At 53.1% G+C, this 14936-nt stretch carries 15 protein-coding genes and 1 pseudogene; 10 read left to right on the plus strand and 6 right to left on the minus strand.

Translation table 11 applies throughout. The annotated features are described in order from the left end of the window. Window positions 1-668 precede the first annotated feature (668 nt). A complete protein-coding gene (glyA, locus tag ACN08V_RS02200) occupies window positions 669-1952 on the plus strand; it encodes a serine hydroxymethyltransferase (protein ID WP_419104376.1) in 1284 nt (427 codons plus the stop codon). Window positions 1953-1954: 2 nt separating this feature from the next. Continuing rightward, complete coding sequence (locus tag ACN08V_RS02205) at window positions 1955-2839, plus strand: bifunctional methylenetetrahydrofolate dehydrogenase/methenyltetrahydrofolate cyclohydrolase (RefSeq protein ID WP_419099941.1); 885 nt, start codon at window positions 1955-1957, stop codon at window positions 2837-2839. Window positions 2840-2923: 84 nt separating this feature from the next. On the opposite strand, the gene ACN08V_RS02210 is transcribed toward ACN08V_RS02205, so the two are convergent. Continuing rightward, window positions 2924-3649, minus strand: a complete 726-nt coding sequence (locus tag ACN08V_RS02210) for a GntR family transcriptional regulator (RefSeq protein WP_419099940.1) — start codon at window positions 3647-3649, stop codon at window positions 2924-2926. A 71-nt stretch (window positions 3650-3720) separates the two neighbouring features. On the opposite strand from ACN08V_RS02210, the gene ACN08V_RS02215 reads away from it, so the two are divergent. The 3 genes from ACN08V_RS02215 (at window position 3721) to ACN08V_RS02225 (ending at window position 5881) form a co-directional block, all read left to right on the plus strand. After that, window positions 3721-4173 (plus strand): hypothetical protein, encoded by a 453-nt coding sequence (locus ACN08V_RS02215; protein ID WP_419104377.1) that lies wholly within the window; start codon window positions 3721-3723, stop codon window positions 4171-4173. A gap of 95 nt (window positions 4174-4268) precedes the next feature. After that, a complete protein-coding gene (gene trpS, locus ACN08V_RS02220; protein WP_419104378.1) occupies window positions 4269-5330 on the plus strand; it encodes a tryptophan--tRNA ligase in 1062 nt (353 codons plus the stop codon). Between the two features lie 20 nt (window positions 5331-5350). Then, window positions 5351-5881, plus strand: coding sequence for a 2'-5' RNA ligase family protein (locus ACN08V_RS02225; RefSeq protein WP_419104379.1), 531 nt, complete (start codon window positions 5351-5353; stop codon window positions 5879-5881). A gap of 111 nt (window positions 5882-5992) precedes the next feature. Here the strand turns inward: ACN08V_RS02225 and ACN08V_RS02230 are convergent, their stop codons facing one another. Then, on the minus strand, window positions 5993-6172 hold the full coding sequence (locus tag ACN08V_RS02230; protein WP_419104380.1) for a hypothetical protein: 180 nt from the start codon (window positions 6170-6172) through the stop codon (window positions 5993-5995). A 403-nt stretch (window positions 6173-6575) separates the two neighbouring features. On the opposite strand from ACN08V_RS02230, the gene ACN08V_RS02235 reads away from it, so the two are divergent. From ACN08V_RS02235 to ACN08V_RS02255, 5 genes are all read left to right on the plus strand, one after another. Further along, window positions 6576-7550 carry an ABC transporter ATP-binding protein gene (locus ACN08V_RS02235; RefSeq protein WP_419104381.1) on the plus strand — a complete coding sequence of 325 codons (975 nt, stop codon included), beginning with the start codon at window positions 6576-6578 and terminating at the stop codon, window positions 7548-7550. Between the two features lie 11 nt (window positions 7551-7561). Beyond that, window positions 7562-8467: an ABC transporter permease gene (locus ACN08V_RS02240; protein ID WP_237222377.1), complete on the plus strand. Its 906-nt coding sequence runs from the start codon at window positions 7562-7564 to the stop codon at window positions 8465-8467. A gap of 67 nt (window positions 8468-8534) precedes the next feature. Then, window positions 8535-8672, plus strand: coding sequence for a hypothetical protein (locus ACN08V_RS02245; RefSeq protein WP_419104382.1), 138 nt, complete (start codon window positions 8535-8537; stop codon window positions 8670-8672). A gap of 469 nt (window positions 8673-9141) precedes the next feature. Next, a complete protein-coding gene (locus tag ACN08V_RS02250) occupies window positions 9142-10401 on the plus strand; it encodes a M16 family metallopeptidase (protein WP_419104383.1) in 1260 nt (419 codons plus the stop codon). Window positions 10402-10414: 13 nt separating this feature from the next. Beyond that, the gene (locus ACN08V_RS02255) at window positions 10415-11329 is read left to right on the plus strand and encodes a hypothetical protein (protein ID WP_419104384.1); all 915 of its coding nucleotides are present in this window, start codon (window positions 10415-10417) and stop codon (window positions 11327-11329) included. Between the two features lie 20 nt (window positions 11330-11349). Here ACN08V_RS02255 and ACN08V_RS02260 read toward each other — a convergent pair whose 3' ends face one another. The 4 genes and pseudogenes from ACN08V_RS02260 to ACN08V_RS02275 all read right to left on the minus strand — a co-directional run. Continuing rightward, window positions 11350-12012 (minus strand): response regulator, encoded by a 663-nt coding sequence (locus ACN08V_RS02260; protein WP_419104385.1) that lies wholly within the window; start codon window positions 12010-12012, stop codon window positions 11350-11352. Between the two features lie 40 nt (window positions 12013-12052). Then, complete coding sequence (locus ACN08V_RS02265) at window positions 12053-13291, minus strand: sensor histidine kinase (RefSeq protein WP_419104386.1); 1239 nt, start codon at window positions 13289-13291, stop codon at window positions 12053-12055. Between the two features lie 50 nt (window positions 13292-13341). Then, entirely contained in the window at window positions 13342-13524 is a 183-nt protein-coding gene (locus ACN08V_RS02270) for a hypothetical protein (protein WP_419104387.1), read from the minus strand. 178 nt (window positions 13525-13702) lie between these two features. After that, window positions 13703-14682, minus strand: a pseudogene (locus ACN08V_RS02275) (IS3 family transposase); the annotation flags it as partial. Between the last annotated feature and the right edge of the window lie 254 nt (window positions 14683-14936).

Below are 14936 nucleotides of genomic sequence, written 5' to 3' on the forward strand. Positions count from 1 at the left end.
TGCGCTACCCGGTAACTCTCCTGTGTAGTAACTTGAACAGGTAACTACGGCTAGTTCGCCCTCTAGTCTAGCAAGAAAGCGGTTTGCGGGGGGCTTTCTTCGGGGCAAGCAGCTTGTCTGATTTAAGATGGATGGGTGCCCAAGGTTAGCGAAGAGTAGATTCCTTGCCGGCGATCCAAAAGGTAGCGCAGGAGCAACTTACAGACCTGAGGAAGAGGATTCTTGAGAGCCACCGGGGCTGGGTCGCAACCGAACTTAAGATCACCGAGTCAGGACGTGAGAGCTGGCTTTCCCCATAGGGTCGGCTGTGCTGGCTGTTGTGACCGGCTTCCTTGTGCAGGCGGCGACCGTCACAGATTTTGATCCTGATAGCTACTTTGAGTTCGCGCGAACAATCCTCAAGCAGGCGTAGAAGCGGGGCTTATGGCATCGGCTCCCCTTGGATGCACCACACACTTATCTTTCTGTGATTTTAGATACACTGTGGGGGTGGACGTGTAGAGAAAAAATCTTATATGTGAAGAGATATGCCCTGCATCACCTAGAGGTAATTTACACTTTAAAGGTGATGGCTCCCCAAGGTGGGTGAGTCCCCAAGTATCGGGCTTTGAGCGGTACCAAGGCCGCACAAAAGGAAAACCTCGATCCACCCTAGTCAAGGAAGTGGCATGACCAACCTTTCACCCAACGTCACCAACCTACCCCTGGCCGAAGTCGACCCCGAAGTCGCTCAGGCTATTGCCCAGGAGCAGAGCCGCCAGCAGAACACCCTCGAGATGATCGCCTCCGAGAACTTTGCCCCCCGCGCTGTTCTTCAAGCTCAAGGCTCTGTACTGACCAACAAGTATGCTGAAGGCTACCCCGGCCGCCGTTACTACGGCGGCTGTGAATTTGTGGACGTCCTTGAACAGCTCGCTATCGACCGGGCCAAGGCTCTCTTTGGTGCTGAGCACGCGAACGTCCAGCCCCACTCCGGTGCTCAGGCCAATAACGCTGTCATGCATGCCCTGCTGAATCCCGGCGACAAAATTATGGGTCTGTCCCTGGCACACGGTGGTCACCTAACCCACGGCATGAAACTGAACGTATCGGGCAAGCTTTACCAGGTTGTTGCCTACGGTGTAGATGAAGAAACCGGTCGGGTCAGCATGGACGAAGTTCGTGAGCTGGCGCTGGCTGAGAAGCCTAAGCTCATCATTGCGGGCTGGTCTGCTTATACCCGTCAGCTTGATTTTGCGGCTTTCCGTGCGATCGCTGATGAGATTGGTGCCTATCTCTGGGTGGATATGGCTCACTTCGCTGGCCTGGTCGCCGCTGGCTTACACCCCAACCCGGTACCTCACGCTCACGTTGTGTCCTCAACCGTACATAAGACCCTGGCTGGCCCCCGCTCAGGTTTCATCATGTGCGTTGAAGACCTCAAGAAAAAGATTGATTCGGCTGTTTTCCCCGGCCAGCAGGGCGGTCCGCTCATGCACGCTATTGCCGGTAAGGCAACAGCTTTCAAGATTGCTTCCTCCGATGATTTTAAGGACCGTCAGGCTCGTACCTTAGAGGGTGCAAAGATTCTGGCTGACCGCCTCAACCAGTCAGATATGGCCGAAGCCGGTGTAAAGGTTATCTCCGGTGGCACCGACGTTCACCTGGTTCTGGTGGACCTGCGCGATGCCCAGATTAACGGTCGTGAAGCTGAAGATCTGCTCCACGAAGCCGGTATTACTGTCAACCGTAACGCTGTGCCCAATGACCCCCGCCCGCCCATGGTGACCTCCGGCCTGCGCATCGGTACTCCCGCGCTGGCAACTCGTGGCTTTAATTCCGAGGCCTTTACTGAAGTCGCCGATATTATTGCTGAGACTCTTAAGCCCGGTGTCGATGTGGCCTCCCAGCGTGCTCGCGTGACCGCTCTGTGCGAGAAGTTCCCGCTCTACTCCGGTATTGAGGAGTGGTAGGAGTGCCTCAGATTCTTGACGGGGTTGCCACAGCGGCCCAGATTAAGAGTGAGCTGGCCCAGCGCGTTGCCAAGCTCAAGGAAGAGGGGATTACCCCGGGGCTTGCCACCGTTTTGGTAGGCGATGACCCGGCCTCCCGTTCCTATGTGGGCGGTAAGCACCGCGACTGTGCCGAGGTGGGTATTGCCTCTATCCGTGTTGAACTCCCCGAGGATATCAGCCAGGATGAGCTAGAGGCCGAGCTGGATAAGCTCAATGCCGACCCGGCTTGTACCGGCTATATCGTGCAGCTACCCCTGCCCCGGCACCTAGATACCAACCGGGTTCTTGAGAAAATTGCTCCCGAGAAGGACGCCGACGGCCTGCACCCCATGAACCTGGGTCGCCTGGTTTTGAATGTGGGTGAGCCTCTGAACTCGCCTTTGCCCTGCACTCCCAACGGCGTGATTGAGTTGGTAGAGCGTCACGGTATCTCCTGGAAGGGCAAGAAGGTCGCTGTGCTGGGGCGCGGTATTACTGTGGGCCGCCCCCTGAGTCTGCTCCTGACACGCAAGGATGTAAACTCCACGGCTACCCTGGTTCACACCGGTACCGAGGATGTGAGTGAGGCCCTGCGCCAGGCTGACATTATTGTGGCGGCCGTGGGTCTTGCTCATGTGGTGACAGCGGACCAGGTCAAGGAGGGTGCTGTCCTCCTGGACGTTGGTGTTTCCCGCGTAGAAGATACCGAAACCGGTAAGAAGAAGCTGACCGGTGATATCTCTCCCGAGGCCACCGCTAAGTCGAGCTGGTATTCGCCTAATCCCGGTGGTGTTGGTCCTATGACCCGCGCTATGTTGCTGGTGAATGTGGTAGAGACCGCTGAGCGTTTGGCTGAAACCGCTTAGGGGTCACCAAGCAAAACGGGGCCGTTACTTCCTGGAGGGGAGGAGCGGCCCCGGTTCTTTTATCGGGGGATGAGTTAGGATGCCTCAGCGGTGGGTTTGCCTGCGGTGGAGCTGGAACTCGTAGTCGTAGCGGTCACCCCGGTAGAGGGTGTGGGTGCTCTCAACGGCCAGGCCTCGGGCGGTGTAGCCTACCTTGTCTACTCGCAGGGCTGCCGCTCCCTGGGGTACACCTAGGTGGTGGGCTTCTGCCTGGGTGAGGTTGGTGGCGGTGACTTTGACCTGGGCTGTTTCTACTTGGTAGCCGCTGGCCCGCATTTGGGCATCGAGCGAAGTGGAGGCTTCGGGTTGCATTTGGGAAAAGGCTTCGGGCAGGAAGTAGGCTGTTTCGAGGGCGATGGGCGATCCGTCAGCTTGCCGGAGCCTGCTAATTTCGATGACTTTGCTGTCTGGGTCGAGGGCTAGGTCTCTTTGGACGTGCAGGGGAGCTATGACCAGGTGGCAGGAGAGGGTCAGTGAGTGCGGGGTATGCCCTCTGGTGAGCATGTCTTGGGTGAAGGGGCGTAGCAATGGCGCTCGTGATGGTGATTCTTGGGGGGCGACAAAGGTACCTGATCCCTGAATGTTGTAGACCAGTTGCCGGTCGATGAGCTCTCGGATAGCTCGGCGTACGGTATCGCGGGAGACACCGAGGCGGTCTTGAAGCTCTCTTTCTGTGGGAAGAGGGGAGTGTGGCTGAGTATCGGTGAGGTAGCGGTCGCAGATATGACGGGCCACTGCCTGGTATTTGGTTTCTCTGGCACTTACCATCATGCTCACCACTTTACGCGGTGGGACTAGTCTAAGGTTCACTGCGACCGCATTCCTTTGACATAATGGGAACCATGCAATATAACGGCTTAGAAAAAACAGCTCAAGAACAGAACACCAAGACCGTCTTGATTGGTGCTGCTATCGGTATGGGTATTTTAGTTGTCCTGCTGGTGTGGGCGATTATTCAGTCTGCTCATGAGACTTCGGCGCTGGGTTGGATTCTGGCCGGTATTATCGCTGCCTGGCTCGGTATTGCTGTTTATCTACTGGTGAATGTTAACCGTACGCTTGCTGCTCAGCGCCGCGCCTATGAGGGTCATGCTGTCCAGCGCGCTGAATATGAGGCTGATGTGCATACCGAGAAACTGGCGCATTCTTTCCAGATTTGTTTGGTGCAGTCCAAGGTGATTGCTGAGCAGTTGGATGTGAACGATGAAAATTCTCGTGACATGATCAATCGTGCCTTGGACACCATTAATTTCACCGCGAAGAACGGTATGGAGCTGGCCCGCGAAGGCTCCTAATCTCTCCCTCATTTTTGTGCCCGCTGAGTGTGGGCCGGTGGGTCACTTCAGCAGAGGCCTGCCCCGCAGATGTATTCCTAGCAAAGGACGAACCCGTGACTACTTCACAGACACCCGACCGTGATCCTAAAGCCGCTATCCCAAATGCTTCAAGGGGGGTGCCTCGCGCTTTTTCGGGGGCGCAGCCTTCGGCTGATTCCATGCACCTGGGTAACTATATTGGTGCGGTGAATAACTGGGTGGGTCTGCAGAAGGACCACGAGTGCCTGTACTTTATTCCGGATATGCACTCTATTACTGTTCCGCAGGATCCTGCTGTGCTCTTAGAGCGCACCCGCAAGACGGCAGCCCAGTATATTGCGGCTGGGATTGATCCGGCCAAGACCCCCTTGTTTGTGCAGTCGCATGTTCCTGAGCACGCTCAACTGGCTTGGGTTTTGAACTGTATTACCGGTTACGGTGAGGCGGCTCGTATGACTCAGTTTAAGGATAAGGCCGCTAAACAGGGCACCGATAACGCCTCTGTGGGTCTCTTTACTTACCCGGTTCTGATGGCTGCAGATATTTTGCTGTACCAGTCCGATGTTGTGCCGGTGGGTGAGGACCAGCGCCAGCATCTTGAGCTGACCCGTAACCTGGCTCAGCGGTTTAACTCTCGTTTTGGCGATACCTTTGTGGTGCCTGAGCCTGTGATTCTCAAGGAGACTGCCAAGATTTATGACTTGCAGACTCCAGATTCCAAGATGAGTAAGTCGGCAACCACCGATAAGGGCATTATCTGGTTGCTCGATGACCCCAAGAAGACCGCTAAGAAGATTAAGTCGGCGGTGACCGATGCGGGAAGCGAGATTAGTTATGACCGGGAGAATAAGCCGGGTGTTTCGAATCTGCTTTCTATTTACTCGGCAGTGACAGGTAAGCCGATTGACCAAATCGTAGCTGAGTATGAGGGCAAGATGTACGGCCACCTCAAGGTTGACCTGGCCGAGATTGTGGTTGAGGAGCTATCGCCCATTCGTGAGCGCGCTCTGGAACTCATGGACGACCCGGCGGAGCTAGACCGCCTGCTGGCTATCGGTGCGGGTAAGGCCCGTGAGATTGCCTCTGTGACCGTGAAGAAAGTGTATGACGCGGTAGGCTTCCTGCCCGCCCTCTAAGAGTTAGACGACCTAGCCTGGTGGCTTCTTCACCGACCATAGACCCCGACCGCAGGTACCTCAGCATTGTTGCTGAGGTACCTGCGGCGGTGTCTGCGCGCCTGGTCAGCTGGCGGGCGAGCCAGGGCATGGTAGGCCCCGTTGCAGAAAGCTGCCACATTACGATTTTGATTAGCGAGGACGCCGGCGGCGACCCCCGGCGCTCCATTGAGCAGGTGGTGGCCAGCATCGGCCCCGTGCAGGTGGGCCTGGGCCCGGCCGCAACCTTTGAGCCTGTTACCCCCGTAACCTACCTCCCCGTTGTTGCCGGGGCAGATAGGCTCACCCTGATTCATGCAACCTGCCAGAGGGCGGTAGGGGAGTCCGTGTCCCCTTTTCCCTACGAGCCGCACCTCACCCTAGCCAACCATGCACCGGCCCCTGCCCTGGCGGCGTCCTTGCAGGACTTTGCGAGCCTTCCGCCTGAGCTTTCGAATTTCACCATCGACCAGCTGACGGTCTACCGCTATCACTCAGGTAGCTGGCAGCAGCTGGGAACAGTAAATCTATAGCAAAAGGCCCTGCTTCTTCGTGTTGTTGAACTAGCCTCCGACCCCAGTGCTAGCGGGGCGCCTCCAGAGCTTCGTCGTGGTGGTGCAAGTAGAAGAAGCCCTGGGCAAAGACTACAAAAGTTGCCGACCAATGCCCGGTGGTATGGGCATGACCACAGCATCCTGGCTAATGCTTAGCAGAGATGCAACATCGATAAAATCCTGACCGTCATAGATTGCATCGATTGTGATGGTTTGCCTGTGGGCACGCACATCGCCGCTGAGGCCGGCTGAGGGCGGACATGAAGGCATGCGCCTGTTTGATGCTGGCAAGGTGGACCAGGACGGTTCGCGCATCGGGTACTAGTTCTACCTGTCTGGTGGCAGGGTGTTCAACCAGATGGGCGCACACGTGCAGTGCAACTTCAAGGTTAGTGCAATCGACCAGCACTGCGAGTGCATCGAAGCATTTGTTCATGGGGGAGGGGCAGGAAAGCAAGTGCATGCGCCTCCTTTACGGTAGCGACTGTAAAAGAAAGCCAACCCGGGCGAGACCACCTCAGATTGTTCAACAATTGTTGCAGGTGTGGTAGCGAACATACAAATGCATGAACTATCGTCTACCCCAGAACTGTACGAAAGTATATGTGGCAAGCTCTAACGCCTCACTAGAGTTTTTAGTGAAGGCGCAAGAGAAAGAAAAGCGAGGTGCGCAATGAACGGTCTCAAACTCCACGGGATTAGCCGCAGCTTCGGTGACCACAAGGTGCTGCAGGATGTAGATTTCGGCGTCCGTCGCGGTGAAATTGTTGGTTTCATCGGTGGCAACGGCGCAGGTAAAACCACCACCATGCGACTCATTTTAGGAATGCTTAACCCCACCGGCGGGCATATCACCTGGGACGGGAAGCCCATCTCAACCGAGAACCGCAGGTCAATCGGTTACATGCCGGAAGAGCGGGGCCTGTACCCCCAGATGAGTGTCAAAGATCAGATTGTTCACTTTGCTCTACTTGAAGGGAAAACCCTGGGGCAGGCGAAGGAAAAAGCTGACGAACTTATCGCTACACTGGGCCTATCGGGTCGAGAGAAAACCCTTATCCAAGATTTGTCGCTAGGTAACCAGCAGCGAGTTCAGCTAGCTGTTTCCCTGGTTGGTAACCCAGAACTACTGGTACTTGATGAACCTTTCTCGGGGCTTGACCCCCTAGCCGTAGATACAATGGCTGGTCTTATCCAACAACAGGCAGCCCAGGGCGTGGGCATCCTGTTTTCATCGCATCAGTTGGAGCTTGTTGAGCGCCTATGCGACCGTGTCTGCGTACTTGATCGAGGCAGAGTGATGGCAGATGGTGCTGTCTCTGAGCTGCAAGGTACTGATCAGACCCGGTGGGAACTAAAGTTTGATCGCCCGGCCGGAGAATTCGTTGCCGAACTATCGTTGGTCGCTTCCTTCCATATCGAATTCAAGATGAGCAACCAATCATCAGTTTTCATCACAGTTGATGGACGGGGTGCAACCGTTCCCCAGAGCGTACTAGAAACTGCCACACGATTTGGAGGGCTGCGCAGTATTGAGCCTGTGCAACAGTCCTTGGGCGCACTCCTATCGCAGGATTATATTTCGTCGGGCCGCAGTATCACCCCTGCCCGTGAGGCAGAGCTTGAATCGGCAGGTCAGACACGATGAAAGCTAAAGGCATGACCCAGCAGACTACCCAGCATGAAGTAGGTGAAAAATCAGTGAGCACTGCTTACCGTGAAATGTTAATCGTCATTCGACGTGAGGTTCTTACCCGCACCAAGAATAAGACCATCCTGCTAGCTACCGGGCTGCTTGCCCTGACTGTGGGTATTGGAGCAGGTGTTGGCGGTTGGTTCTTGCGGGAGAAAATGGGGGATGCTAGCTTCCAGCTGGATACCCGCCTGCTCTTTGCTACAGCGATGGTGAGTGCTTTGCTCAGCTCTCTTGTGTACTCATCCCAGAGCCTGACCTCTGGTGTTGTTGAAGAGAAGTCATCGAGGGTTGTCGAAATCCTCCTCACCAAAATCGGTGTTGTACCTCTGTTGGCAGGAAAGATGATTGGTATCGGCGCGATAACGCTGGTTCAGCTACTTCTTATTGGCGGCACTGGTCTGCTGGGTTTCACCCTCGTGGACGGGTGGTCACTGCTGGAGCTTGAAGTAGGCGCAGCCCTCTTGTGGTTCCTTGTATGGTTTTTGCTGGGCTACATCATCTTCGCAACCATGAACACGATTCTGGCGTCAACGGTCTCCCGACAGGAGGACCTGAGTGCCGCAGTGATGCCGCTGTCGGTTTTGCAGATGGTGCTGCTGGTGGTCACCCTGTACCTGACACCCACCTATCTTGAAGAGGCTTGGCTTAGGGGGCTGTCATTCGTCCCGCTTTTCTCTTCCTACCTGATGCCTATTCGCTTTGGTCTGGACGGCGTGCAGACCTGGGAAATGGTGACCGCTGCCAGTATCGCTGGGGTAACTATTCCGCTGCTGTTCTGGGTGGCAACCCGTGTATACAGCAACAACGCTTTACGAACCGGCTCTAAGGTTTCGCTGCAACAATCATTTGCCTCAGACAATGGGGCTTAACATCGGGCTTTCTGCCTGATTCATCGTCAAGGGCTACTAGCCCATCATCATTGAAAGGAAAAATAACATGACTGCTTACAAGAACGAGACTACCTACCCCACTACCTCAAAGGGTACCTCAGCGGTTGGCCGTTGGACTCGTAGCCTGGCGCTGGCCTTGGTTGGCGGCGGAGTAGGCTATGCGGTAGTAACCCTCTTTTTCTAAAAGGCTGGGAATATCTCACAAAAGTTCTAGCTACCGAACATTTTGAAAAGCTGAGGCAGTGGATCGAAGCCGTCACAAGGGGGGAAAACCTAGCAGTCTCCCACGGAAATGCCGGCTTTATTAACTGGCTTATTTCTGCTGACCAGGTCACCGGAGTCCTACTAACCGGTGAAGATGTTGGTTACGCCCTGCCAGAATATGACATTGGGTGGGTTCTAGGGGAGTTCGCTGAACTATACGCTTTCTACCCCAACCTACGACTGAAACTAACCGATCTTCAGCAAGGATTTCTTACTGGGTATGGGGACTTTTCGGAAAATAATTTAAATTCGGCTATCGCCTTCCGTCTCATTCATCACGCTTATGACTGGCACCATTATGCGGGGGCAAATCTTCAAGCCGCCCAGCTTCTCATCGACTTGGCCACTAACTACCTTGATCGATAGGTACGAAAGGAAGGTAACTTCTTATGAGTTTTAGCCGGACATCCCTGGATAGCCACGGGTGCGAAGAGCTTACAATCGAAGGATTACGCGTTATCGCTATCCACGATCAAAAAGCAGCTAACTTTTCCATCAGTTTGGCGGTACCAGCTGGTATGCGGGATGAGGAACCTGGTCAAGAAGGGTTCTTCCACCTCATTGAACATATGATTTATCAGGATTCTCATGGTTCAACCGCCGTTCAGAGGGCGGCCGCTATTTCAGGTGAGGGAGGTATTCTCGGCGGTAATACGCATATGGACTACACTGAGTTCTACGAGACAGGTAGCCCGTTTTACCTGGAAACCTCGCTACAACGACTCCTGGAACAGGTATTTTTTCCTGCATTCAAGCTCCATCAGCTTGACGACCAGATTCAAGCGGTAGCCACCGAACGTTCTAACCGGTTAGCTAAAGCACCCGGCGGAGTCCTCCCATGGCCGCACCTTACCAGACAGTTCTGGTCCGATTATGCCAACGGGCATGATGGTAGCGGCGACCTGGATCTCCGAGACCGAGCCACCACTACCGTCCTCATCGACATCCATCGGCGTTATTACCAGCTGCATGAATCTGCTCTAGTCATTCTTAGTCCCCTGCCTGCTGAACAAGTATTCAGCTATGTTGAAAGCGCTCTAGGTAACCTAGGGTTGGCTCGCCCAGAAAACAGTGGTTCTTTGGTAAAAATAAGTCAGCGAAAAGGTGCTGGGCAGTCTATTCAACAGAGTGTCACCAACTATTTGGAGCAGCCTGTAGAGTGGGGTTCACGAAGGATTTCAGTGACCCGCACTGTCGATACAGACACAATCAGCTCCCTCTTGCTAGGTACCTTGCTGGTGACAGAAACCCTGTCGGGTGTGCGAGCCTTGGATGCCAGCGCAGGTATCTTTGGGGTTGCTGATATCCCTTACGATGACCTGTTTGTTCTGGTTGATGATACCAACGTCCCGCTTGACCCTGCCGATCGGTTTAGTTCAGTCAAAACAGCCCCGGATAGTGCTATGAAACTTGCTGTCCAGCGGGCAATACTTCGACTAGAAAGCAACACTTCTAACGATCAGAAGGCCTCGCGCGTGATGGCTCGTGATGCTGTTATTCGACGAGACCCCCACTACATCCCTGCCTTGACAGAGCGCCTCCGTGGCATAGAAGAACAGCTGGACGCTGTACGACAGCTAGCCAACAAGGCTGCCGTTACCCTTGAAAACCAGGCCTTCGCGTCCTTAGTAATTGGCACTAACCTCTAAGAGGAACACCACTATGTTTACCCCAAATAATTACACTCTCGTTGCTACTATCGATCACAGGTCAGAGCATACTTTTATAACTATCGGCTGGCCTGCTGCCGTTAGCAAAAACTATGCAGAAACCGTGACAGCAGTGACAGAGCAGACCAACCAAAGTGTTGGTAACCAGCCGCTACTGACTAAACAGGACAACGATCAGCAGGCGGGGTCAGCGTCCTTTGTGCTCAGCCCAGCAAATGCACAGGCTTGGGTGCAGTACTTTATGCAAGCTCTTGATGAAAAGGCTGAAACTGCCAGTGCTCAAGCTACAGTGGCTATTGTTGCTCCTGAAACTGTGGTCCAGAGCTTTCCCGAGCCTGCTGCACCCTCTGCATTTCAGGCAGTGGAAGTGACCGCTAACCTCCAGCGCTACCAGCAGGGCTCAACAGAGCGCATCATTATCACAGGCCCTGAGCCAGCAACCAAGGCGGGGAGCCTTGAGACCTTTGTGGCCATGTGTTTGCTTATGAACCCAGCGAATCCTCTCGTAGCATCATGGCTACCTGCCGGGATTAACCTTCAGCCGATGCGCGCATTGATTGAAGGCAAACCACACATCATCTGGAGCTTCAGCGGAGACAACGGTGAAAGCAAAGAGACATTAGAAATTCTAGGGAGCGTGGCGCAAGCTATCGTCAATATTCCTGAAACTTATAGCGAGACGGAATTTGAGCAGGTCAAAAAATTTGCGTTCAGTAATCTTAGCCGCTCGCATCTGGCACCCGATGATTTAGCGAGATTCTTAGCGCAGTACAGCGTGATGGGTTGGGGTGTTGACGCTTTGCTAGATATACACCGCATCGACAGCCTTAGCTTGGAAGATCTTGCCCCAGCCTTTGCTGGGCTCGTCTACCCTATCGGGGCTGTGCTAGGAATCGATCTCGGCTAAAAATAGCAAAGCTATGGGGTTTACCAGGTTTTTAGGTTGATTAGATTGTATTCAATAGCTTTAACTAGAATCTGAACCCTATCGCGCACCTGCATTTTTTCCATAATTTTCATAAAACGCGCTTTAATTGTGGATTCAGTAACGAAAAGTTCTGCGGCCATCTCTTTATTATTTAGACCGCGCGCGAGAAGCTCAATGACTTCTATTTCTTTCGCGGTAAGAACTGACATGAGTTCTTCGTCGGGAGAAATTTCGGCAGGAACTGACTGCTCAAGCCCTTGCACCACATAGCGGGTAACCTCGGGGGACAGTACTGATCCTCCGTCATGGACGGTGTGGATTGCGCTGGTGACCTCTTCGGGGCGGGAGTCCTTTACCAAGTACCCCGAGGCACCTGCCCGCAAGAGTTCAACAACATAGCGATCAGTCGCAAAGGTGCTCAGCCCCAATATTCTTATGTCGGGGAAAGAATGATGAATATACTGGGTTGCCTCGACACCGTCCATCAGAGGCATCTGCATATCCATCAAAATTACATCTGGCTGTAGGGCCCTTGCCTGTGAAATTGCCAGCTTGCCATTTGAAGCTTCCCCCACCACTTCCAGGCTTTCATCGGAGGAAAGATAATCCTTCAAAATATTACGAATAAGGGATTCATCATCTACGAGGAGGACTTTAACCATGAATGGTTCCTTCACTGTCTGTACGAGCTAGAGCGGCAGCTTAAAAAGCTTTGGTCACTGTTTCAGGCAGGGGAAGGCTCACCTGAATCTTCCACACACCGTGGTCATTTTGATAAGACGATGTTCCACCCAAATCATGAAACCTAGCCTTCATTGATTCTAACCCGGTCAAAGATGAAGAAACGGGTTTGTTATGAGAGATGACGTTCTCTGAGGATAGCGTGACGTTACGCTGATCCACTGTGAGGTCTATTTTTACAGGTCCCTCAGGGGAGCCATGCTTGAGAATGTTGGTCCCTATCTCGCGAGCTGTACGTCTTAGCGCCTGGCGAGATGCCAAAGGAATAAGGCTTACATCCCCATCAACGGTCAGCGTAACCGTAAAGCCTGCATTTTCTAGGGCATCAGATATTTTATGTAAATCGTGAGTCAGGGCTAGAGACGATGTGGTTTCCCCTGAAAGAGAGATGTCGCCCAGCAGCAAATTCTCTTCCGACTGGGGAGCGCTGGGTAGCTCGCCGTTCAGTGAGTCATTTTTCTCGGCTTTAAGGACAGCCACCAGCTTGCGAAGATCCTCGAGCGCCTGGCTCGCAGAGTCCCCAATCCCAGTCAGAATAGCGGCTGTGCTCTTTGGATCCTCTGTAAACTGTGCACGCCGAGCCTGCATAGCGATGATGGTGACTTCATGGGCAACGATATCGTGTAACTCGTAGGCAAGGCGGGTGCGTTCCTCATTCCGTGCCTGGAGCTGGGCTTCCTGAATAGAGATAATCTTTTGCTGGTCTTTTTCCCGCTGAAGCCGGAACCTTCTGAGTACTAGCCCTGTGATGTATGAAAAAACTGCTAATGACGTTGTTATGAACTGAGTAACCGATGTAATTGAAACCCAACCCGGATACACAACAAAAACACACAGGACAATACCGAATGCCACGACCTGACGTTTTGTAGCCAGGTAAGCGCAATACACAGGCACCAGAATTGACGCCGATGAGAATCCAGCCCAGACGAAACTGGAATCGTTATAAAGCACCGTGATGTTGGCAAGAGAAAAATACCAGCCATAAATTCCGGGCATGAGCCCGAATCCCATCATAAAAACGGGCAGATAGGCAATTGCAACAGCCCATACACGATTCTGGGTATGTGTATTTTCGTAGACCCCCGAAGATAAATCGACCGCAATAAAAATAAATACCAGGCAGATAAGCAGCCCCCTCAGGTAGGGGCCAAGGGGAAACCACTTCTTGCTGGAAGCACTATGGGGGCTTGTCGTCATAGATTTATGCTACCAACCCTCGGGCAGTGCTACCTCGGAACGTATGAGTGTTAGTCACATATTCCTGACTTGCAAAGCCAACGAAAGAAAGTAGGAGACATGCTAGATGCTGAGGCGGGGGAAGCTTTAATATCAATATCCTGCGGCAAAGAAGCAGCCCGCGCAGGTGAAAAACTGAGGGTGAGAGCAACGGCGATGAAGATAATTGCCAGTGCTTTGCTGATGTTCTTCATGGCTCGGAGTCCTTAGTGTTGTGAGTTGAGTTAGACTGTTATTCTGCTATCTGTTGTGGAGTATTAGGCTCACGTAAGGGTATATACAAAAGTTCAGAAGTGGATTACCTATTGTTGTACTTAAGTTCAAGGTCTAGAGATTTTGTCTTCTGAACTAGCCTCCGAAAATTGGGCTGAGCTAAATTCTAGACAACCAGGACCCCAAAGGCTTACTCCGATACCTCACCGGAGTCCAGGCCCTTCAGCCGCTCCTGAAAACGATTATTGTTACACCCAAAAAAACATACTCATCAACACTCGCAAAACGCCCCCCGTAATACATCTCAGCCTTCAAATGCCCAAAAAGTTCTCCATCACAGCATTGTCATAGCAATTACCCTTGCGTGACATGGACTGAACACCACCGACCGACTTAATCAGTTTCCGCCAGCTAGAATGCTGATACTGGAAACCCGATCAGTACGAACCACCAACCCCATACCAGGTTCATGCCACATCAAAGCCTCCTTCAACGAAGCAGATGTGAACTTTGTCGACGGCGAAGTCGATAACTCGTGCGCCAGAATACTACAATCATACAAATCCATAAGGGGTGCCAATAAACCTTGGTACCGCAGACTCAAAAACTCAGTGGCATCACTGACCCACACAGCATTAGGCTCCTTGGGAGTGAAGTTACGGTTCAAAAGATTTTCAGCGATACAACTAACCTGCCCCTGATAAGAGCTGTACTTTTTACCTGCCCTGACCTTGTACTTCAGCCCTATCTGGTCCATGAGATTGTAGACGAGCTTGTGATTGACTTTCCACCCTAGGTGGCATAGTTCGGCAAGGACACGGCGGTAACTATACCGCCGTTTCGTTTTCTTAAAGATAGCTATAATGGCTTTCTTCAGCTGAGTATGTACATCAGGATGATTTAGCCGTAACTGGTGGTAGAAGTATGTTGATCAGGCCAAACCTGCTGCTTGAAGTAAATTACTCAGGTGGTGTTCTGACTTGAGGACGGCGATGATTTTGGCCTTTAGCCTCGCTGTTGGTTCCTCAAGTCCCGCAATTTTTTAGGCAGGTGTTTTCTGCTTCTAGTTGCTCAATCCTACGGCGTAGCTTCTCTTCCTCTGTGAGCGTCTTCGGTTTGTTTACTCCCTTGGGGCGTCCTTACGCGATTTTGCGACCCTGCCACCCGCGCTTGCCCGTTTCACCGTGAACCGGCTGACGGTCTACCGATTCAGTGCAGGCAGCTGGCAACAGCTGGGAACAGTGCGCCTTTAAACAATAGAAGCTTATTCATAAAGATCGGTGGAGCAGGCTCACAGCGAAGCTGCTGGCTCGGGGCTGGCGTGAATCGCTTGTGAGCGTCAGCGAACCAGCGAGAGGGTCGGCAGCGAGCGTGAGCCTGCGGAACCGCTTAT

Origin of the sequence: Rothia sp. P5766, from assembly GCF_048513555.1 — a bacterium.
GTDB lineage: Bacteria > Actinomycetota > Actinomycetes > Actinomycetales > Micrococcaceae > Rothia.